Here is a 21,065-nt window from a genome sequence, read left to right on the forward strand (position 1 = left end):
AAAAAAGAAAGCCAGCTCATAGGAGCTGGCTTAAAAATTCGGAGAACGAAAGTGCCTGAAAAATTCGTTGATCCTGTGGAAGGTCACCCAACGGCGGCGGAGGTACTACTCGGCTCCTCCACCATGGGGTGGATACTGCTTCATTCCACAATTTCAGGATAGGGCTTTGCGTTCTCGTTGTCTGTTTGTGATGTGTGTCCCAGTGTTACTGTTTGTGTGGGCTACACACCTTCCCGTAACTCCGGTGTGGTTTCAGTAAAGAGGCGGGTTTCGTAGGCGTCTACCAGGCCTTGTACGGCCGCGCGCTCCATGTCCTGAACCGTTGGGGTGCCGTCTTCAGCGTTGGACCGGCACAGCACCATGCCGGCTTCGACAGAGATGTAGCCGGCCGTGGTTTTCAGCGCCTTGTGATTGATGCCGTCGAAGATACGACGGAAGGCGGTGGTGGTGCAGTGGTCGTTGTTCGGGAAGTAAGACACGATGGCAAACTGGTTGTCGCCCACCCGGCACAGGGCATCGATGGGGCGAATCAGGGTGCTCAGGCGGCGGGCAATGCCGACGCTGAGTTCGCTCATTACGCTGGGAGGGTGTTTGCGTTTCAAATCCTGCCAATTGCGGATGCCGCACATAACGTAGGCCGTCGCGCCACCACGGGATTCTGCGTGGCGCAGGGTTTTCTGAAGGCGTTGGCGGCCGTATTTGGTGTTGCACAGGCCGGTTTCCAGATCGATGATGTTGCTGGATTCCAGCTCCCGGTTGTTTTCGACCAACAGGGCGTTGGCTCGCAGCAATGTGTTCTGGCGGTCGGCCATGCGGTCGGCTGCGAAAATGCGGGGAATCAGCTGTTTGGTCATGTCAGATTTGTAGATGAAGTCGTCTACGCCCCGGTCGAAGGCTTCTGACAGCGCTTCTACGCTTTCCCGGGCGGTGAGAAGGATCACGTAGGTGTAGTGGTTGTCTTGCTCATCCTGCTGGCGCACGTGGTCTGTGAGTTGCAGGCCGTCCATCTCAGGCATCAGCCAGTCGGCAATGAGCACGCTAACAGCCCGCTCTTCCATCAGCTTCAGGGCTGCGGGTGCATTGTTGGCAATGCGTATGTCGCGGTAGCCGGCATTTCGCAAGGTGCGGCCGACAACCATACTGCTGAATTTGGCGTCGTCTACTACGAGAATGGGTAAGTCCAGATTTGGCATTGTTTGTCTACTTCTTACCAGTCCATTGTCAGATGCGATCAGTCGCCGCTCTTGGTATGCTTTGGCGGTTTTTAACATCCGGAATTGAAAACGTCGCCACAGTATACCCCCCGGCGGCCTTGGGAGAACAACGACTATGCCTTCTTTTGACATTGTTTCAGAAATTGAGATGCACGAAGTTACAAACGCGGTGGACCAGGCCAAGCGTGAACTGGGTAATCGCTGGGACTTCAAGAACGTAGACGCCGACATCGAGCTGGAAGACAAGCGCGTTACCTTGAGCGCTGAGCAGGAGTTCCAGCTGGAGCAGTTGGTGGATATGATGAGAATGGCTTTCGCCAAGCGCAACCTGGATAGCCGGGCATTGGCGGAAGATGGCGAAAGCAAATCCGGCAAGCTGGTGAAGCAGCACTTCGCGCTGAAGCAGGGTATTGAAACGGATATGGCCAAGAAGATCGTGAAAATGATCAAGGATAAGAAGATGAAGGTGCAGGCCAGCATTCAGGGTGACAAGGTGCGGGTTACCGGCAAGAAGCGTGATGATCTGCAGGAGGCCATCGCCATGCTGCGCGAGGCGGAGCTGGATATTCCTCTGCAGTTCAATAACTTCCGCGATTGATTCTGCGAAGACCAGGAGAATAACTTATTCAAATCGGCAGCCTTCTGGCCCTGATCAGGGAGTCCTTCTACACCTACACCCGTTGGCAGGCAGTGGCCATGCTGTTTCTCGGGTTTTCCGCCGGTTTGCCGTTTTTGCTGGTGTTCTCAACGCTGAACGCGCGGCTGGCGGATGTTGGGGTGGATACCGCCACCATTGGCTTTTTCAGCTGGCTGGGCATTACCTATTCCATCAAGGTGGTCTGGGCGCCGGTGGTGGACAGGGTGAAGCTGCCTGTGCTGGACCGATTACTGGGTAAGCGGCGAAGCTGGATTCTGCTGGCCCAGGCCGGAATTGCGCTGGGGTTGTTCCTGATGGCAACGGTGGATCCGGTAGCCGCGCCGGAAACCCTGGCACTGTTCGGTTTGCTGGTGGCATTTTCCTCGGCCACACAGGATGTGGCCATCGATGCGTACCGAATTGAGATTGCCGATGAGCGGTTGCAGGCGGCGTTGGCCGGCACCTACATTTTCGGGTACCGATTGGCGTTGTTGGTGGCGGGTGCGGGTGCTCTGTATCTCGCGGCCTTCTGGTCCTGGGAGGTGTCCTATCTGGTGATGGCAGCGTTGGTGGGGGTAGGTGCGGTGACCGTGCTGTTGGTGCGGGAGCCGAAGGTGAACCACTTTGCTGCGGCTCAGGATATTGCCCACAGGATTGAAGAAGAAGCAGCCATACGCGGGCATTTGCCACCCCGGCTGGCCCGTTTGGTGGGTTGGTTTTATGCCGCTATTGCCGGGCCGTTTCTGGACTTTTTCCGGCGCTACAAAGAGCTGGCGATCGCCATTCTGGTGTTGGTAGCGGTCTACCGGATTTCCGATATCGCCATGGGAGTAATGGCCAACCCGTTCTACCTGAACTTCATGGGCTTCAGCAAAACCGAAGTGGCAGACGTGACCAAGGTGTTTGGCTTCCTGATGACCATTGTCGGTTCCCTGGTGGGGGGTGTGCTGGTAGTGCGGTATGGCGTTCGGCAGATTCTGCTGGCGGGCGCCTTTCTGACGGCGGCCACGAACCTGTTGTTTGTCTGGCTGGCCCAGCATCCACCCGATATTGTCACTCTGGCCGTGGTGGTCAGTGCCGATAACCTGAGCGGTGGCATCGCCAACGTGGCGCTGATCGCCTGGCTTTCCAGCATGACGAGTGCCTCCTTCACCGCCACTCAATACGCGTTATTCAGCTCCCTGATGACGTTGCCCGGCAAGTTCCTGGGCGGCTTCTCCGGCATCGTGGTGGCGGACTTCGGCTACGCGGAGTTCTTCACCCTGTCTGCCGCGATGGGCATCCCGGCGGTGTTTCTGGTGATCTACATGATCAGGAACGGCGCCAGATTGGACGCGCTTGCTCCGACCAAATAGCTGGGGTCAGACCCGGGGTCAGACCCCGGTGCATTTGACCTCTCCAAATGTCCTTCTGAACTGACCCCGATTCATGCCCCCAATTCAGGACGAGCAGCTGATGTTGAGGTGTTTGCCCCAGTCTGGCGGCGTGGCAGCGTAGTGTTCGAAGTCGGGTTGCTCGTCGAAGGGATTTTCCAGCACTTTCAACAGTTCTTTCATTGGCGTGTAATCGCCATTCTGGGCTTCGAGGATCACTTGCTGGGCCAGGTAGTTGCGCAGGATATATTTTGGGTTGGCCTGGCGCATGGCGTGTTCCCGCTCGTCGTGGGCGCGGGTTTCCTTTTGCAGCCGGGCTTCATAGCGTTCCAGCCATTCGTCGGCCACGCTGCGATCGACAAACAGGTCGCGCACCGGGGCGTTTCCGTGGAGGTGCAGGTTGGAGATTCCGCGGAAGAAGTGGGTGTAGTCCACCCGGTGCTCGTGCAGCATGCTGAAGGTGTCCATGATCAGGTTGAGGTCAGATTCTTCGGTTTCTTCCAGCCCGAGTTTGCCTCGCATATTGCTGAGAAAGCGCTGGTTGTAGGCGTGTTCGTAACGGCTGAGGCCATCCCGAACAGCGTCTTCGTCCATAATCGGTAGCAGGGCGTTGGCCAGATACTGGCAGTTGGCAAAGCCGATCTGCGGCTGGCGGTTGTAGGCGTAGCGGCCACCCTGGTCGGTGTGGTTGCAGATGTAGCCGGCGTCGAAATCGTCCAGGAAGGCGTAGGGGCCGTAATCGAAGGTGTCGCCGATGATCGACATGTTGTCGCTGTTCATCACGCCATGGCAGAAACCTACCGCCTGCCAGTCGGCGATCATTCGGGCTGTGCGCTCCACCACTTCTTCAAACCAGCGGGCGTGGCGCTGTTCTTCCGGCAGGCTGATCAGGTGCGGGAAGTGCAGGGTGATGACGTGTTCCAGCAGGGTTTTTAATACGTCCGGCCCCTCGTGATGGGCGGCGAACTCGAAGTGGCCGAAGCGGATATGGCTCTGGGCTACCCGCATGAGTGCGGCGGCGGTTTCGATGGATTCACGGCGTACCGGGTCTTTCGCGCTGATGATGAACAACGCCCGGGTGGTGGGAATGCCCAGCCCGTGCATCGCCTCTGAGCACAGATATTCCCGAATGCTCGAGCGCAACACCGCGCGACCATCGCCAAACCGGGAGTAGGGCGTGGTGCCGGCGCCTTTCAGATGCCAGTCCCAGCGGGTGCCATCCGGTGCCACGGTTTCCCACAGTAACAGGCCGCGGCCATCCCCCAGCTCCGGGTTGTACACGCCGAACTGATGGCCGGTGTATTTCATCGCCACCGGGTCCATCCCCTCCAGCAATTCCGCCCCCGCGCCAATCCCGGCCCAGTCCTGCTCATCCTGAACATGAAAGCCCAGTTGCGCCGCAAGTGCGTGGTTGAAACACACAATCTTTGGCTCCGACAGTGGCGTTGGCTTTACCCGAGTGTAAAAACTGTCGGGCAACTCCAGGTAACGATGTTCCACCTTGAAAGCATTGGTGCTCATTTTTTGGCCCGGTTATTGAATGGGGTCAGACCCGGGGTCTGACCCCGGTGCATTTGGTGCGATGAAATGTTCGGGGGTCTGACCCCACAGAGTGCAGAGCAGGGGGTGCAAATGCAACCACAGCTGGTTGTTTTTACGGATCTGGATGGGACCTTGCTGGATCACCACAGCTACAGCTGGCGGGCGGCGTTGCCGGCGATGGAGCGGCTGGCGGCGAACGGGATTCCTTTGGTACTGAATTCGAGCAAGACCGCAGCCGAGATGCGGGATTTACAGGGGGCTATGGGCCTTCGGGCGCCGTTTATTGTGGAGAACGGGGCAGCGGTGGTGATTCCTGCCGGTTGTCTGAACTGCACCGAGGAAGAGGTGGTTCATTTTGGTGCCTCCTACGCGGAGGTTATGCGCACGCTTTTGGTGCGACGGGAGGAGGGTGCACGATTTCGGGGCTTTTTGGATCTTTCTGCCGATGAGCTGGCGGCCCTGGCGGGGCTGACAAACGCCGAGGCTGTGCGCGCCAAACAGCGCCTGGGTACGGAACCTTTGTTGTGGGAAGGAACCGAGGCCGAACTGGCGCAATTCATTGCTGCGCTTGAGTTTGAAGGCTTTCGGTTAGTGCAGGGCGGGCGTTTCTGGCATGCGATGGGTACCTTCGATAAGGCTGAGGGGGCCCGGTTCTTGCTGAAGCGTTATCAGGAGTTCTATGGCGAGGTGCCGATTCTCACCATTGCACTGGGAGACAGCCCCAATGATCAGGGCATGCTGGAGGAGGCAGACATTCCGGTGGTCATTCGCGGGGTGAAGAGCGACCAGGTGCAGTTGCCGTCAGATCGACACGCCATGCGCTCCCTGAAACCCGGCCCGGAGGGTTGGAATGAATGCGTGCTCAATCTGTTGTTTGAGTACGGCTACCAGTAAAGGAGGAGCCGCCATGGGCGACTTTTACCAGAACGGCATTATCACCACCCTGCACAACCTTGTGCGCCGCCCCGTGGAAGACATCGAGGCGGATCTGATGAGTTTTCGCAAAGCCCGGCCCATGTCGTTGGTGTTGCCTTCGCTGTATTCGGAGCTTGAAGGGCCGGCCCTTAAGAACATTGTCCAGGAGCTGACCAAGGTTCCCTATCTGAATGAGATTGTGATCGGCCTGGATCGAGCCAATGAGGCGCAATACCGCCATGCATTGGAGTACTTTTCGGAGCTGCCGCAACCGTTCAAGGTGCTATGGAACGATGGGCCCCGTCTGCGTGCCCTTGATATGAAACTGCGCGAGCAGGGCCTTGCGCCAACAGAGATGGGTAAGGGCCGCAACGTGTGGTACTGCTTTGGCTATGTGCTGGCCTCGGGCGTCAGCAAATCCGTCGCTCTGCACGATTGTGACATCCTGACCTACTCCCGGGATTTGCTGGCGCGGCTGATTTATCCGGTGGCCAATCCGGGCTTCAACTATATGTTCTGCAAGGGCTATTACGCTCGCGTGGCAGACGGTAGCATGAATGGCCGGGTCAGCCGGCTGCTGGTCACACCGCTGATTCGTGCCCTGAAAAAAGTCTGCGGGCCCAATGATTTTCTGGACTACCTGGACAGCTATCGCTACCCGCTGGCTGGCGAGTTCTCCTTCCGCACCGATGTGATCAATGACTTGCGCATTCCCAGCGACTGGGGACTGGAAATCGGCGTGCTGTCCGAGATGAAGCGCAACTACGCCACGAACCGGCTTTGCCAGGTGGATGTGGCCGATGTGTACGACCATAAACACCAGGAATTGTCGCCGGAAGACGCGAGCCGCGGTTTGTCCAAGATGAGCGTAGACATCTCCAAAGCCCTGTTCCGAAAACTGGCCACCAATGGCGAGATTTTTTCCAACGAAAAGTTCCGTACCATCAAGGCAAGCTATTTCCGCATTGCCCTGGATTTTGTGGAGACCTACCAGAACGATGCGATCATCAATGGCTTAAGCTTCGATCGTCATAAGGAGGAGAAGGCCGTAGAACTGTTCGCCCAGAATGTGATGCGGGCAGGCGCCTACTTCCTCGACAACCCCATGGATACGCCGTTCATCCCAAGCTGGAACCGGGTAACCAGTGCGATTCCCGATATCCGCGAACAGCTGCTGGAGGCGGTGGAGCTGGATAACGAGGAGTTCCGGCCATGAGCCAGACGCTGGAAGGCAAACTGGTGGCCATGCTGGAGGTGGTGTACCCGGCGCTGGATTGTGAGTTCCTGGCGGATCAATTACTGGATGCCATGGCGCTGGCTCCGGCTGCGGAGTCACCGCCGGCGCACCAGAACCACTGGAGTGAATCCGATGTGGTGCTGATCACCTATGCGGATACCGTGCAAAGCCCGGGCGAGAAACCGCTGGTGACTCTGAAACGTTTCCTGGACGACAGCCTTCGGGAATCCATCAGCGCTGTGCACATCCTGCCGTTCTTCCCCTACAGTTCGGATGACGGCTTTGCGGTAATGGATTACCTGTCGGTAAATGAATCCCACGGTAGCTGGGACGATATTGAAGCCATCGCCGCTGACTACAAGTTGATGTCAGATCTTGTGATCAACCACATGTCGGCCCGCAGTCGATGGTTCGAGAATTTCCGCAAGCGGGTGGGGCCCGGGAAGGATTACTTCTTCGAAGGCAACCCGAAAGACGACCTGAGCCAGGTGGTTCGGCCCCGCACGTCGCCCCTGCTGAACCCGGTGCAGACCGACGACGGCGAACGCTATGTATGGTGCACCTTCAGCGAAGACCAGGTCGACCTTAACTTCGCCAACCCGGAAGTACTGATCGAATTCGCCGGCATTATTCGGGAATACCTGGCGCGGGGAGTAAAGATCTTTCGACTGGATGCCGTGGCGTTTTTGTGGAAAGAACCGGGTACACCCTGCATTCACCTGCAACAGACCCACGAACTGATCAAGATACTGAGGTTGTTGATTGAACATCACACACCGGATGCCGTGGTGATCACCGAAACCAATGTGCCCAATCGAGAGAACCTGACCTATTTCGGCAATGCCAACGAAGCCCATGCCATCTACAATTTCTCTCTGCCGCCACTGCTGATCAATACTCTGGTGACCGGCAATTGCCGGCATCTGAAGACCTGGCTGATGAGCATGCCGCCAGCGCAGATGGGCACCACTTATCTGAACTTCATCGCCTCCCACGATGGCGTTGGGTTGCGGCCGACCGATGGCTTGCTTGACGATGAGGAGAAGCAGCGGCTGATCAACACTCTGGAATCTTTCGGCGGCAAAGTCTCATACCGGCGAACCGCCGATGGCCGGGACCAGCCTTATGAAATGAATATTGCCCTTTGGGACGCCCTGAAAGGCACCGCCGAGGGCGGCGCAGACCACTTCCAGATGCAGCGATTCCTGTGCGCCCACACCATCATGCTGGCACTGGAAGGCATTCCCGCTTTCTACATTCACAGCTTGCTGGCCACCGAAAACGACCACGCCCGGGTAGAGCACACCGGTCGCTTCCGCTCCATCAATCGGGGCCAATGGCAATTGGACAGCCTGGAGGCAACTCTGGCGGACCCGCTCAGCCACCACAGCGCAGCATTCACGGAACTCAAACGCCTGATCGCCATCCGTCGCGCTCAGCCTGCCTTCCACCCCAACGCGACCCAGTTCACTTTGCACCTGGGCTTACAACTGTTTGGCTTCTGGCGCCAGAGCATGCGCCGGGAACAGTCCATCTTCTGCATCCACAACATCAGCGACGAGGTGCAGCAAGTCGCCCTCAGTGACATCAATCTCATCGGCACCGACCAATGGACGGACCTGCTCTCCGGCATGGCCATCGACGACCTGGCCGGGGTTCTCACCCTCAAACCCTACCAAAGCGTTTGGCTCTCAAACTGAATTGGGGTCAGACCCGGGGTCTGACCCCGGTGCATTTGGTGGGGTGAAATGTCTTGGGGTCTGACCCCGGGTCTGACCCCATGTTGAGTTTTGGGGGCGAGGTTTCTATAATCGCGGCCCATTCGATGTTTGATTGCCCATGGAGGGGTGGATGACGATGCGGAGTCTCGTCGCGTTTTCTTTTGTTTTGGTGCTTGGTGTTGCCGGTTATTTCTGGTTTTCCAAGAGCACGCTCGCCTTTAGCCCCGATGTGGGCGACGTTCGTTATTTTTCCTTTCAGCAAACCACTGACGTTGTCGCGCCTGGCCCTTATGGGCGGAACCGGTCTCGCATGGAGCTTTCCAGCTTGTTGCGAAATGAGGTGTTGAGCTCTGCCGGTGGTGTTACCCGTCTTGAATCCCGGGCCGCGCAGGCCGTTGTGCGTCAGGACGATAAAATCGTTCTGGATACGGATAATGTGCCGGAGTTCAGTGAGCGGAAGCAGCTTTTGGTCAAGCTTCTGAAGGCGGGTGTGGTTGATCAGGTTGCCCGTGATGGCCGAGTGTTGGAGTCTGCATACGGGGATCAGGAAGTGTTGGACACCCTGATTGCCGATAGATACCTGCCTGAAATCCTGAGATTGACCTTGCAGCGCGATATCAGTGTGCTTTCAACTTACCAGCCGGCGTTTCCCGAGGGTGAGTTGAAAGTAGGTGCCCGCTGGCAAACCGAGACGCGCGAGGTTGCCGGTGAAAGGCTGCCCGCCTTGCAGTATGAAATCAGTCATATGGATGAGCAGTCCGTTACCCTCAAGTTCCGTTCGATGGACGAGCCAGACTCCGAACAAGGCCGCAGTGGTAAGTCGCCGGTTTACACAGCCTCGGGGTATCTGCAGGTTGAGCGAAGCTCCGGTTGGCCGCTCAGGGCTTATAGCGAAGTGGCGGCAACTCTGACGGCCGAAGGCCAGGAAGTGGAGGTGTCGACCATTGCCAGGCTCGAACAAGCGGGTATTGAGCCCGCAATGAACTTCGAAACCCTGAAGTTCCGGGCGGGTTCGGCTTTGCAGGGTTTTGGCATTGATACGGCCAGTCCGGAGTTTACAACCTACTATCTGCCGCCTTTTGGGCCATTCACCGCTGAAGAAAGCCTTGAGCGTCTGGATAAGTCCATGCTCTGGTTTGGTTCAGAGTACCTTGATGGCCACGCAGGCCTTGAGGTTGACCTGGGGCTTGAAGAGCTCGGGCTTCTCGATTTCCACCCGGTCAGTGCCGTTCGGCTTCTGGATTCTGATGGGCAGGAATTGGGTAAAGAGATCACTGTCGATAAACGTTACCGTGTGCAGGACGCACTGGTGAACCAGAGTGAAGCGCCCGCCACCCGTTATCCGTTTTTGCTCGATGGGTTGTCTGACGAACAGCTGCAGGCAATCGGCCGCCTGGAGCTGGATGTGCCGGTCACGTTGCCTGACCAGCTGATTACCGTGCCTTTCCAGCCGGGCGACACTGAGAAGTTTGTGGAGGAACTGGGCCTGACCCTGACCGTTGATGAGTGGGGCCCGGATCGTTTTCTGTTGCGATTGAGTCGTCCGGAAGGCTATCTGCCGGGCGATTACCCCCTGCTTAGCACCATCCCGTTGTCCGCAGAGGGTAAACCGCTGGCGGGTTTCAAGATGCGGTTGACTCACGAGTTGTTCGAGGAGCCCCGAGAGCAGTACCTGGAGGAAGGCGCCAGCACGGACTTCTGGGATGCGCTGGAGCTGTTCGGGGCCAGGCAAGCCCGCCGGATAATGGCCATGCCTCCCCACGAGCAGTATGGCGACATGTGGCATGACGTCTCCGCCCCGGAGGGCCACCCTATCGAGGCTGTCATGGTCTACCTCTATACCACCAAAAAAGACACCCGAACGTTTGTTGCACCCAGTGCCGTCGAAACCCTGATGGGTGGCGCCGTGGTGGGTGAGCGGACGCTTGACGCCTACTACACACCCAAGTTGGAGTTTACGCCTCTGAACATTGAGGACGTTGTGCTGCAGGGGGTTGAGGCTGGTTGGTTGAACGTCGCCGCGCCTGAGGGCGAGGTAAATCGTTGTGATGCGGAGCTGGAAGGTAAGCCAGTCTACCAGGATAGCCCTCTCACCTTTGTGAAGAATGAAGAGAGCGACGAGGCCATCATGATGTTCGGTTCTCGCAATTCTACGGAATACCCCGGCAGTCATCTGATCTCTGAGCGCGGCCAGAGATTTTTCTACGGGCTTGATGTCGACGTGAAGATCACCTGTGTGACCGATGCGATCGTCGAAACCATTCTGGTTCCCGAAAGCGGGCCTGTGAACCTGAAGAAGGCCGGTACAGGCACTCTGGAACTGAGCGACGCGCTGTATCAGGATCTTGTCGCTGTCCAGGACCGGTTCAATCTCCGGGAGCTGCCTGTCCTTGCCTTTAATCGCGAAGGCGAGGCCCTTCAGCCGTTAGAGCCTGTCCGTGCCGATGAGGACGAAAACCAGGCTGCGCCGCGTGGCAGGCAGCTGCGGTTCTGGGGTGAGATCGACACGGTCAAATACCCGACCGGTCTGAAGCGAGAAAGCCGTCTGGAAACGGTGTCATTTCCGCCTCTGCCTTGATGGAACAGGTCTCGCACTCAGGAAGAGATTATGACCAGACTACTGATATTGACTGCATTGTTACTGGCCCCGCTGCTGGCAGAGGCCACCCAGCGGATATGGTATGAAAAGGGGGGCGACTACTACGATCCCATTAACCCCTGGCACCGAAAGTCGACCTACGTTGATCTGCCTTTACCGCTGATCGGCGAGCGCTATCGGGCCGAGTTATACCATGCCAATGGCCAGCTGGCACTTGAGGGCGAATCCCTGACGCCGGAGTTCGACAGGGATAAGTTGATCGGCACGGTTGTGGAGTACCATCCGAACGGCCAGATTGCGAGCGAGATCACTTACGTTACCCGAAACGAAGTGTGCAACTGTGGCTCCGATCAGATTGTCCGCCATGGCACCTTCAAGGAATACCACCCGAATGGTCAGTTACACCGGATGGAGAACTACGTCGCCGGTACGCAAGCGGACGGTGAATACACCCGTTACGATGAAGAGGGCCGGGTGACCTTTCAATACGGGGTGAAGGGCGTGCGTTATCACGGCGCCTATGCCAAGTACGAGGCCGGCCAGCTCATTACCGAAACCCATTACGTAAACGGCCGTCGTCATGGCCCATACCGTGAGTTCGATTCGCAGGGGCGGCCATTGAAAGTCGCTACCCTGGTAGACGGTGAGTACCACGGCCTTGTGGAAACGTACAGAGACGGCATTCTGGTGGAGCAGGAGAACTACCAGGATGGTCAAAAAACAGGGCCCCAGAAACGCTTCTACCCCGATGGCACTCTGTCGAGGAGCTACACCGCCAGCCAGTTCCGGGGCAAGCCCGAAGGCGAAGACCTGCACTACCGCAAAGACGGAACGCTTTCGCGAAAGCAAGTCACGACACTGGATGCCAAGGGTAATGTCGCTGAAGTGATTGAACAGCGATTTGATGAGCAGGGCCGCTTGAAAGAGCTGGATCACAAGGCCGGGGAATGGCAGTTAACGGAAACCTATGACAGCGCCGGTAACCTCACCCATCGCCGTGAACAGGACAAGAATGGGCTGCAAGGACTTTTCCTGGCCGATGAATGGTCCGGGTTGGTGCGGGCACACTACCTTAATGGCAAAGAGCACGGCGCTTATTTCAAAGAAAATCGCGATGGAACTGTTGAAAAAGGTCAGTACCAACAGGGCAGAAAAGACGGTCTTTGGGTGACTACCGCCAAAGACGGCACCAAAGAAGAAGCCCACTACGCCAACGGTCAGAAGCATGGCACGCTGCAGCGCTATAGCGCGGGCGGTTCGCCCACAGAGCTGGTCACATATCACAACGGCGAAAAGCATGGCCCGGCGGATTTCATCGGCCCGAATGGCCGTCGGATTATTGGAAACTTCTATCACGGTGAGCCAGACGGCGACTATCGGGTGACCACTCTTGATGGCGGTGTTGTTCAACAGGGCCAATTTGTGAAGGGGCAGCCAGAAGGCGTTCATTACCATTTTTCGGAGTTGGGTCAATTGCGTGAGAAACGCAGCTACCTTGGCGGCCAACCCCACGGGGAGTGGGTAAAAACAGAGCTTGATGGCCGTATACGGGTGGTTAAAACCTACGAGCAGGGTGAGCTCTTGAGTGAGCGTGAAATTACCCTCAGTGAACTGCCCGCCCCGGGCCTCTATTGAAGCCGGTTGAACGCCGGGTGTCGTTTCCGAACAAGGACAGTGAAAGGATAAGAAATTCATGCGTAAAACCTGGATTTTAAGGCTGGCCCTGACTGGATTGCTGGCGTTTGCGAGCGCAGCGCTGGCAAGCCAGCCTTCAGCAGAAGCTCCAGAACTGGCGCCAACACAGGTGTATACCGATATTGCCCGGGCCGGATCGCGCTTCATCGCGGTAGGCGAACGTGGTGCGATTCGGGTATCCGATGATAACGGCGAATCCTGGAAGGTGGTGGACTCCGCTGTCGACGTTATGCTGACCGCCGTGGTGTTTGCCTCAGAGCGCGAAGCCTGGGCCGTCGGACACGGGGCGGTGTTGTTACACTCCGACGATGCCGGTAGTAGCTGGCAGAAGGTCAGTCTCGACGGTGTTGTAGAGCCAGACCAGGTGTTCATCGACATTGCGTTCGGCAAAGAGGGCGAAGGTTATGTCATCGGGCCGGATGAATGGGTTCTTGCCACCCAGGATGGAGGCAAAACCTGGGCCCGGGAAATGTTCGGGGCCAGCCCTTATTATCCGGACATGAGTTCGGTTGCTGTTCTGGACAGTGGCCACGTTTTGATTACGTACGGTGGCCTGGAGATTCTGAGGAAGGCTCCGGGTGACACGACCTGGCAAACGCAGGAAGTCCGGGGTGGATCGATTTTTGGCGTGATGGGCTTGGGTGGCCGCCAGGCGATGGTGTTTGGTGAGTATGGAGTGGTGCTGGAAAGCAGTGACGCTGGTGAAACCTGGGTTGAGGTGAAAAGCGCGAGCCGCGGTGCCTACTTTGCCGGGCTGAAGCTGGCGGATGGCGAGGTGGTGCTGGTTGGAGCTGAAGGTATTATCGCTCGCCGCGCTGTGGGCGCAGATGTGTTCCTCCCGGAGGTGCCCATCCCGGTCGCTGCGCTGACGTCGGTGGCGGAGGGTGAGGGCGGCCGTTTAGTGCTAACTGGCGCCCAGGGTGTGGGCTACCAGCAGGATGGCGCTTTTTACTTTGATGGCGCCGGCCCCGATGGGTACTCGGGGCAACTGGTTGCGCGGTCTTTGCTGTATCGCACCGAGCTTCCAAAGGTGCTTCAGCTTGTTGCCAAACGCTCTTCAAGGTATTCGCCAGCTGGCGACGATTGGGCCGTTGAATGGGTGGAGGTGGCCTTGCGCGCCGGTTCGTCCGATGCCGACGTTCTTACCCCGGAAGTCTTCAACGATCTTGGTAAATTCTACGGCCGTGTGGCGGCGTCTCCCGAACTTGAGCGCAGTAATGTGCGGTCGCTATGGGACCCTGAGACTTACAGTTACTTGATGCTACACGGACCCTACGGTGATTTGACCAGCGTGCCAGTTGTGCATGAGAAGCCGGACTACGATGACGCTGAACGCCCGTATCTTGAGCAGAGGATTGCCCGTGCGGGTTTGCTGGGAAACGTAATATCGAGCGATTTTGAGACGGTGAATGCCTTCGTCGATATTCCGGGGTACGCCACAGCAGAGGGGGATAACACCCGACGCGCAACCGTTCTCTCGGCATTGAAAAGTCTTGGTGTCGAGGCTGGCCGTAACGAGCATTCCTACAAAGTTGCAGCGGTTGAGCTTGCCCGGCTCGAAAGTGCGGACCTGGCGCAGAGTCATGATGAAACCGCCACGCCCGATGTTGAGTACGTCTATGTGATCAGCACCGCGAGTTCCGATTCCTCCAGCTGTGGCCGCACAGAAGATGCGCTTGTTCTTGCCGACGAGCTTGCAGGCTACCTTGCTACCCGAAAGATACCAGGCCCCGCACTCGCGGTGTCGGACCTTGCAAAGCTCAACAGGATTGTGCGCCACCGTGGAAACTGGAAGTGGTACAGCACCGATGATTTCGACGACTACGGCGGCAGTGTCTACGGCTATTGGGAGGTAGATTATTGCGTGAATCCCCTGGTGGTGGTGTTCGGGAAACACGGTGCGGGTGACCAGCAGGACCACCTGAAGGAGATGCTCGAGCAGTTTGGCAAAGCGGGTGAATTGGAACTTTCCACCTTCAGGGTGACACGTACAGCACTGTAGTCCTGGAAGCCTCCGGCTCCAGGTGAAGATTAATGAATGGATTCCCAGGGAGGGGACGAATGCGAGCTCTTGTTGTGTGTAGCCTGATTCTGTTGGTCGGCGCTGCAACGTACTTTGTTTATCCACGTGAGGAGCTCTCGTTCCGTCCCTCCGAGGGGGACGTTCGGTACTTTAATGTGGCGGAGCGAGTTGAATACTGGGACGGGGAGAAACGCCTGGCGCCCCTGAGCAAACTGGTTATGAACAGTCTTCTCCGGACCGATGTCCAGGTTCCGGAAGACGGAGGCTCGGAGATTCGCTCCCGTGCCCTTCGGACCAGATTCTTCTGGCACGGCCGCGAACTCTTCAACACTAATGGTGGCGTGGCCTACGGTGCAGGCGCCAATGCGATGGAGGGCCTGGCGACTTCAGGTGTTGTGCAGCGGGTGTCTGAAAGCGGCAGGTTGGTGCAAAGCACCTACGCGGACCCGCGCCTGGCTTCGATTTTGAGGTCCGAGCGCAGTGATGAGGATGTGGCGCGAAAAATGTTGCATCGTGGCCTCAGTATCTCAGCGCCTTATCTGGTTGACCTGGCTGGCAGTAAACCACACACGGGCGCAAGCTGGACCACCCCGCCGCAACAGGTGGCGGGCGTGACGATGCCTGAGTTGCGGTATGAGGTCAGCTATGTCGACGAAGATTCGGTAACGCTCAAGTTCCGGACGCGCGAGGGTGACGCCGAAGGGGCGCGAAGCGTTGAGGGCTATCTCGAGCTTGAACGGCACAGTGGCTGGCCCCTGAGGGCCGGGGCAACGTTTACCGAGGATGCCGAACTGGATGGCGAACCGGTGACCCAGATCAGTCGAATCACCCTTGAGCAAACCGGAATTACCCCGGTAACCCATCTTGACCGTATCCGGTTTAATGCAGAACGCGCGATGTCTTCCTATGAGTTGAAGACGGATACCGAATTATTTCAGAACTATTTCCTGCCGCCTTTTGGTCAACACACACCGCAGGAGTCTTTAGCCTGGTTGGATAGAACGTTGCTTTGGTTTGGCCCGGCACAATCGGGCGAGAAGTATGGTTTGAACTACCAATCTCACGGTTTGGACTTATCCAGTGCTGAGTTTCATGCGCCAATGGCGGTGCGTTTGCTTGATGAAGAGGGCAAACCGGTTTCGGAGGAAGTACAGGTCAATCCGTGGTTCCTGTCGAGCGCCTGGAATGAATCATTGCTTTCAACGGGCTCCGGACTGCGGCCCTTTTTGAGTGACGGCCTGACCCGTGAGCAGCTGGAACTCGTCGATCGGGTAGAGGTGGATCTGAGCGTTACCGCCCCGGATACACTGTATACCCTGACTTTAAATCGTGGGGACACCGAGCACCATGTGGCCGAAGCCGGAGTCACCCTGACCGTTGATTCCTGGTCGCACGACCGGGCGCTTGTCCGAATGAGCCGGGATGAAGGCTTTCTGCCCCAGGACCAGCCATTGGTCAGTGTGGTGCCCCTTGACCGTAATGGAGAGCCGGTTGCTGCCTTTACTCCGAGAACAAGTCACTCTCTTGTTGAACCACTGAGGGAAGCCTTGCTCAAGGACTATGATTACGCCTCGCCCAGCCTGTTGTCAGAACCGTTCGCCGACCAGGTAGCCACAGCGATTCTGGCGAAGCCGCTTCGGGAGCGCCGTGGCGAGATGCTCTACGAGATCTCAGTGCCGGGAGGTTCCAGTTTTCATGCCCTGACGGTCTACCTTCACAGCACCCGAACGGAAGCCCGAACACTGGTGGCCCGAAAGGCCGACGCCACTCTCAGTGGCGGGGCGGTCATTGGTGAGCGCTTCCTCAACCGCAAGCATTTGTCAGATTTGCCCTATGTGTCGCTGCACCCGGACGATGTATCCATGAGAGGCCTCGCCACGAACTGGCTCAGTGTTGGGTTGCCCGATGGGCTGACTGACCGTTGTGAGCTCTCTGTTGCCGGTGCACCGGAATACCAGAGCAGCCCGCTTGATTTCTCTTATCAGAGTTATGGCGAGAGGCAAGGGAGTCTTCTGACAACAAGGCACGGTGTCTCGTTCTTTTATGATTTCGCGGTTGACGTGCTGGTGGACTGCGTAACGGAGGTCGAGATGAAAACGTCGGCTCCGGGTTCTGATCCTGAAGTGCGGTGGCTGGATGACAACACCGTGGAGGTGTCTGAAGCGCTGCACCAGAATCTTGAATGGGCGCGCAGAGGATTTGGTCTGAGAAGCGAACTTCCGTTCATGGCGTTCAGCAAAGACGGTTTGGCGCTGGAGCCGCTGACTGACGGTGTGTACGGCCATTTCAGTATGGATGATCAACCTGTGGGCCGTCGTTTCCGGTTCTGGGGTGACGTGGCTGAAGTGCGGTATCCGGCCCGCGTGCATCGTGAATCCATACAGCTGCCTGTGCAGTTCCCGCCGCTGCCCTGATCAGGCCGAACCTTTGTAATGGACACAGTAATGATGAACCGACGACTCGTTTTTATTCTTCTGCTTTTCCCCCTGTTTGTTCAGGCCGGTCAGCGCATCTGGCTGCTGGAAGACGGGCGCTACTTCGATGCAGCAGACCCGGACCACCGCAGGGCAAAGTATCTCGAAGTGCCGTTTGTCCAAGAGGGAGAAAGGTACCGGATTGTGCTGCGTTATCCGGACGGTCAGCTGGCACTGGAAGGCCAGTCCCTCACCCCTGAATTCAATCGCTACGCACTGCTTGGTGACGTGCGGGAATACTATCCCGACGGGCAACTGGCGCGGCAAACCCACTACGTCACGCGCGATGAGGTGTGCAATTGCGGGCGGTCTACACCGGTTGAGCATGGTGAGTCTGAGGAGTATTTCCCGAACGGTCAGCTAAAGCGAAAAGTGACCTACTATGGCGGTGGGTTGATCGATGGCGACTATCAGGAATTTGACGCCGAGGGCCGGGTTACCCGCGCCTATACGGTGAAAAACTACCGAAAGGACGGGGCATACACCGAGTACCTGAGCGGCCAGCTGGTGCTGGAAGAGCAATATACGAATGGTCGGCGCCAGGGTATTCAGAAGAGCTACTACCCGAGTGGTGCCTTGAAGCGGATCTATTTTGTCGGCCAGCATCATGAACCGGAAGGTGAAGATCGGACCTATCGCGAGTTTGGGCCACTAAAGCGCAATGTGGTTCGCGTTCTGGATGATGGCGGCAACGAAGTTGAGCGGCGGGAAGAGGACTACGGTGAGGCAGAGCAGTTGCTGAAGCTGTATCACAAAAAGCCCGACTGGGAACTCGAGGAAGAGTATGACGAAGATGGCAATATCGTTGCTCGCAAGGAGGAAGGGCCGAAGGGTTACCAGGGGCTGTTCATCCAAAGGGACTGGCGAAGCGTCATAACCGCGCACTATGTGGATGGTGTGTTGAACGGGCGTTATTTCGAGGAGTCCTCCGGGGAACGGGTTGAAGGTGATTACGAGAACGGTAAAAAAACCGGCTTGTGGCAGAGCGTGGCGCGGGATGGCAGCCGGGAAGAAACCCGTTACGAAAACGGCAAGCGGCATGGCCTGATGGAGGTCATTGATGCCGATGGTAATCGCAGGGCATTTATCACCTACCAGCATGGGGAAATGCATGGCCCGGCGGACCATGTGACAGAGTCCGGTACCCGGATCGTCACCTCTTTCTATGAAGGCGAGCCAGATGGGGATTACCTGGAATACACCCGGCGTGGCCGGCTGATCGAGAAAGGTCACTATCGCCGGGGTGCCCTCCACGGTGCCCAGTACAGCTTTGATCGCTCGGGCCGGATGACGGACAAACGAAGCTACCGTGATGACGTTCCCCACGGCGAGTTTCTGGAAACCGGAGATGTCGGTCAGCACCTGTTCAGCATTGAATATGACAACGGTGTGCAGGTCGGTGAAGGCTCCTTCTACATGGATGTACCCTCAGATTCAGCATTACGGATGATCACCCGATGAAGAAAAGTCTGATTTTACTGCTGCTCGCCATTCCTCTCGCTGTTGTTGGGTATCAGGCCTCTGGCCTTGCGGATGCCGAGCAGACAGGGCCATCTCAACGGGTGTTTATGGGGCTGGCACACAGCGGTGAAAGCATTTTTGCGGTGGGTGAAGAGGGTGTTATCCGGTTTTCTGATGACAATGCAGCGAACTGGCATTCGGTCAGTTCCGGCGTTGAGCATACGTTGACAGCGATTGAGTTTGCATCGGAAAAGCGGGGCTGGGCTGTAGGGCACAACGGTGTCGTTCTGCAAACCGCCAACGGGGGTAGGAACTGGCAACCGGTCCATGTTGCCACTGAAGAGCACCAGGGCCCAGCGTTGATGGACGTTGCGTTTGGCAAAGACCAGATGGGGCTGATTGTGGGCGATGACAACCTGATATTTGCCACCAGGGACGGCGGAGAGAGCTGGTATCGCGAAGTTTATGAAGCCGGGCGATACCCTTCTGCCCACAATGCCGCGCTGTTGCTCGACAGTGGTCACGCCCTGATTGCGACGGGTGCCGGCGAGATACTTGTGCGGGCGCCGGGAGAAAATCAGTGGAGCCGGAAGTATGGGCCTGACCGCAAAGCGCTTCTCGGCATGGTCGATTTGGGGAGTGACAGAGTTCTGGCATTTGGTGCCCATGGGCAGGTTTTGGAAACAATGGACGCCGGCGCCACCTGGACTGAAGTTGAAGCCACCAGTTCCGCCAATTACCTGGCCGGTGCACGACTTGGTGACGGCAGCGTGGTACTTGTGGGTAGCGAAGGAATGGTCGCTCGTCGCAAGGTCGGAGAGGCGATGTTTCTGCAGGAGGAGCAGCTGCCTCCGGGGGCATTGACCGGAGTGGTCGAAGGGCAGAATGGGCGACTGTTGGTGACTGGTGCTCAAGGGGTGGGCTTTCTCGTTGACGAAGACTACCACTTTGACGGCATGGATGAAGCGAATCCGTACACCGGGTATCTGCTGACGAAAGCGCTGTTGCATCGACCGGAAATGATCCAGTTTCTGGGCCTGACCACCAGCAGCTTTCGTCGTTCGTTTGGCGAGGTGCCGGAGGACAGGGCGGCCTGGGTTTCCGTGAGCGTCTCTGCGACATCGGAAACTGAAGATGTACTGACCCCCGCCGTGTTTCACGACATTCACCAACTGCACCGGGACTTGTCGGAGCAGAGAGAACTCGGATTGTTTCGTGTAAAATCCCTCTGGAGCGAAGATCACACTCACATCGTTATCGACCGGAGCACCGGCACCCATCATCGAGTAGTCTCCCAGCGCAACGATTACAACGAAGACGAACGCCCCTATCTTGAGCGGCGCATGCTTCAGGCTGGAATGGTCGGGAATTTTATCTCTGAAGATTCCAGGACCATGATCCTGCAGGCTGAGGTTGACCTGTCGAAAGAGCAGAATGGTGACCTACCGGCAGCGTTGGCTTCATTTTTCAAAGATTATCAGGCCGGCTTCGACGAGCATTCGCCAGGCTATACGATGGATCAGCTTGAGTATGTGACCATAGAGAAGCTCTACGATCAGGTTCCCGGCACCGCTCCGGATACAACGAACGACAAGAAAGCTGTGGGCGCGCCACCGCAGTATATTTATGAGATCGGCCTGAAAGCCGGTGAGCCAGGTAACTGCAGCCAGGCAGAGGCGGTAAGACTGTCCAGTTACCTGGAAGATCACCTCACGGACGCCCGCCTGGATGCGGACGTTTTCTCCGTGGCCAAGTTGGCAAAATACAATAAGGTGGCCTGGCGTGAAGGTAACTGGAAAGGGTTTTCGGCGGACGGTTATGAGGAACGGTACCGAGGCGGGGTTCATTTGCTTTGGGAGCGTTCCAGCTGCGTGAATCCGTTAGCCGTCGTTATCGGTCGGTCCGGAGCGCAGAATGTGGCAGAACGGATTAACTCGGTGCTGGCTCAATTCGAGCAAGCAAGGGGACTGGCCGACACGGATTCGAGCCTGAACCTCAACACCTACCGGATTACACGGTCTGCACTGTGAAGACGGGGTCAGACCCCAAGACATTTGATGAGGCTAAATGTATCGGGGTCTGACCCCAGAGTTATGGTTTTGTTTGAGGAGTAGCGCAAAGAAGGGTGGTTTGTAATCCGGGGTTGTGAGGTTATAATCGGCCTCGCTCAGGAT

Annotated in this window: 13 protein-coding genes; 11 read left to right on the forward strand and 2 right to left on the reverse strand. The window is 57.3% G+C overall.

Annotation, left to right across the window (positions count from 1 at the left end; all coding sequences use genetic code 11):
• Window positions 1-221 precede the first annotated feature (221 nt).
• Entirely contained in the window at window positions 222-1,193 is a 972-nt protein-coding gene (locus QPL95_RS09590; RefSeq protein WP_303290759.1) for a response regulator, read from the reverse strand.
• Window positions 1,194-1,329: 136 nt separating this feature from the next.
• Here QPL95_RS09590 and QPL95_RS09595 point away from each other — a divergent pair, with 136 nt between their 5' ends.
• Both QPL95_RS09595 and QPL95_RS09600 read left to right on the forward strand, forming a co-directional pair.
• Window positions 1,330-1,812 (forward strand): YajQ family cyclic di-GMP-binding protein, encoded by a 483-nt coding sequence (locus tag QPL95_RS09595; protein ID WP_303290760.1) that lies wholly within the window; start codon window positions 1,330-1,332, stop codon window positions 1,810-1,812.
• 98 nt (window positions 1,813-1,910) lie between these two features.
• Window positions 1,911-3,206 carry an MFS transporter gene (locus tag QPL95_RS09600; RefSeq protein ID WP_303290761.1) on the forward strand — a complete coding sequence of 432 codons (1,296 nt, stop codon included), beginning with the start codon at window positions 1,911-1,913 and terminating at the stop codon, window positions 3,204-3,206.
• An 84-nt stretch (window positions 3,207-3,290) separates the two neighbouring features.
• Here the strand turns inward: QPL95_RS09600 and QPL95_RS09605 are convergent, their stop codons facing one another.
• Window positions 3,291-4,745: a YdiU family protein gene (locus QPL95_RS09605; RefSeq protein ID WP_303290762.1), complete on the reverse strand. Its 1,455-nt coding sequence runs from the start codon at window positions 4,743-4,745 to the stop codon at window positions 3,291-3,293.
• Window positions 4,746-4,856: 111 nt separating this feature from the next.
• On the opposite strand from QPL95_RS09605, the gene QPL95_RS09610 reads away from it, so the two are divergent.
• The 9 genes from QPL95_RS09610 (at window position 4,857) to QPL95_RS09650 (ending at window position 20,921) form a co-directional block, all read left to right on the forward strand.
• On the forward strand, window positions 4,857-5,660 hold the full coding sequence (locus tag QPL95_RS09610; RefSeq protein WP_303290763.1) for a mannosyl-3-phosphoglycerate phosphatase: 804 nt from the start codon (window positions 4,857-4,859) through the stop codon (window positions 5,658-5,660).
• Between the two features lie 13 nt (window positions 5,661-5,673).
• Window positions 5,674-6,897, forward strand: a complete 1,224-nt coding sequence (locus tag QPL95_RS09615) for a glycosyl transferase (RefSeq protein WP_303290764.1) — start codon at window positions 5,674-5,676, stop codon at window positions 6,895-6,897.
• The gene (locus tag QPL95_RS09620; protein ID WP_303290765.1) at window positions 6,894-8,618 is read left to right on the forward strand and encodes a sugar phosphorylase; all 1,725 of its coding nucleotides are present in this window, start codon (window positions 6,894-6,896) and stop codon (window positions 8,616-8,618) included. The genes QPL95_RS09615 and QPL95_RS09620 overlap by 4 nt, the downstream gene beginning before the upstream one ends.
• A gap of 151 nt (window positions 8,619-8,769) precedes the next feature.
• The gene (locus QPL95_RS09625; protein ID WP_303290766.1) at window positions 8,770-11,217 is read left to right on the forward strand and encodes a hypothetical protein; all 2,448 of its coding nucleotides are present in this window, start codon (window positions 8,770-8,772) and stop codon (window positions 11,215-11,217) included.
• A 30-nt stretch (window positions 11,218-11,247) separates the two neighbouring features.
• The gene (locus QPL95_RS09630) at window positions 11,248-12,873 is read left to right on the forward strand and encodes a toxin-antitoxin system YwqK family antitoxin (RefSeq protein WP_303290767.1); all 1,626 of its coding nucleotides are present in this window, start codon (window positions 11,248-11,250) and stop codon (window positions 12,871-12,873) included.
• Window positions 12,874-12,931: 58 nt separating this feature from the next.
• Entirely contained in the window at window positions 12,932-14,935 is a 2,004-nt protein-coding gene (locus QPL95_RS09635) for a YCF48-related protein (protein ID WP_303290768.1), read from the forward strand.
• Window positions 14,936-14,994: 59 nt separating this feature from the next.
• Window positions 14,995-17,370 (forward strand): hypothetical protein, encoded by a 2,376-nt coding sequence (locus QPL95_RS09640; RefSeq protein WP_303290769.1) that lies wholly within the window; start codon window positions 14,995-14,997, stop codon window positions 17,368-17,370.
• 30 nt (window positions 17,371-17,400) lie between these two features.
• Window positions 17,401-18,891, forward strand: coding sequence for a toxin-antitoxin system YwqK family antitoxin (locus tag QPL95_RS09645; protein ID WP_303290770.1), 1,491 nt, complete (start codon window positions 17,401-17,403; stop codon window positions 18,889-18,891).
• Window positions 18,888-20,921, forward strand: coding sequence for a YCF48-related protein (locus QPL95_RS09650; RefSeq protein WP_303290771.1), 2,034 nt, complete (start codon window positions 18,888-18,890; stop codon window positions 20,919-20,921). Before QPL95_RS09645 ends, QPL95_RS09650 begins: the two co-directional genes overlap by 4 nt.
• The last annotated feature ends 144 nt before the right edge of the window (window positions 20,922-21,065 follow it).

Origin of the sequence: Marinobacter sp. SS5-14b (genome assembly GCF_030541005.1) — a bacterium.
Classification (GTDB): Bacteria; Pseudomonadota; Gammaproteobacteria; order Pseudomonadales; family Oleiphilaceae; genus Marinobacter.

Bases quoted from the DNA above. Each gene is read 5' to 3' on its own strand.
- QPL95_RS09590 (WP_303290759.1), bottom strand. From the start codon at position 1,193: ATGCCAAATCTGGACTTACCCATTCTCGTAGTAGACGACGCCAAATTC.
- QPL95_RS09595 (WP_303290760.1), top strand. From the start codon at position 1,330: ATGCCTTCTTTTGACATTGTTTCAGAAATTGAGATGCACGAAGTTACA.
- QPL95_RS09600 (WP_303290761.1), top strand. From the start codon at position 1,911: ATGCTGTTTCTCGGGTTTTCCGCCGGTTTGCCGTTTTTGCTGGTGTTC.
- QPL95_RS09605 (WP_303290762.1), bottom strand. From the start codon at position 4,745: ATGAGCACCAATGCTTTCAAGGTGGAACATCGTTACCTGGAGTTGCCC.
- QPL95_RS09610 (WP_303290763.1), top strand. From the start codon at position 4,857: ATGCAACCACAGCTGGTTGTTTTTACGGATCTGGATGGGACCTTGCTG.
- QPL95_RS09615 (WP_303290764.1), top strand. From the start codon at position 5,674: ATGGGCGACTTTTACCAGAACGGCATTATCACCACCCTGCACAACCTT.
- QPL95_RS09620 (WP_303290765.1), top strand. From the start codon at position 6,894: ATGAGCCAGACGCTGGAAGGCAAACTGGTGGCCATGCTGGAGGTGGTG.
- QPL95_RS09625 (WP_303290766.1), top strand. From the start codon at position 8,770: ATGACGATGCGGAGTCTCGTCGCGTTTTCTTTTGTTTTGGTGCTTGGT.
- QPL95_RS09630 (WP_303290767.1), top strand. From the start codon at position 11,248: ATGACCAGACTACTGATATTGACTGCATTGTTACTGGCCCCGCTGCTG.
- QPL95_RS09635 (WP_303290768.1), top strand. From the start codon at position 12,932: ATGCGTAAAACCTGGATTTTAAGGCTGGCCCTGACTGGATTGCTGGCG.
- QPL95_RS09640 (WP_303290769.1), top strand. From the start codon at position 14,995: ATGCGAGCTCTTGTTGTGTGTAGCCTGATTCTGTTGGTCGGCGCTGCA.
- QPL95_RS09645 (WP_303290770.1), top strand. From the start codon at position 17,401: ATGATGAACCGACGACTCGTTTTTATTCTTCTGCTTTTCCCCCTGTTT.
- QPL95_RS09650 (WP_303290771.1), top strand. From the start codon at position 18,888: ATGAAGAAAAGTCTGATTTTACTGCTGCTCGCCATTCCTCTCGCTGTT.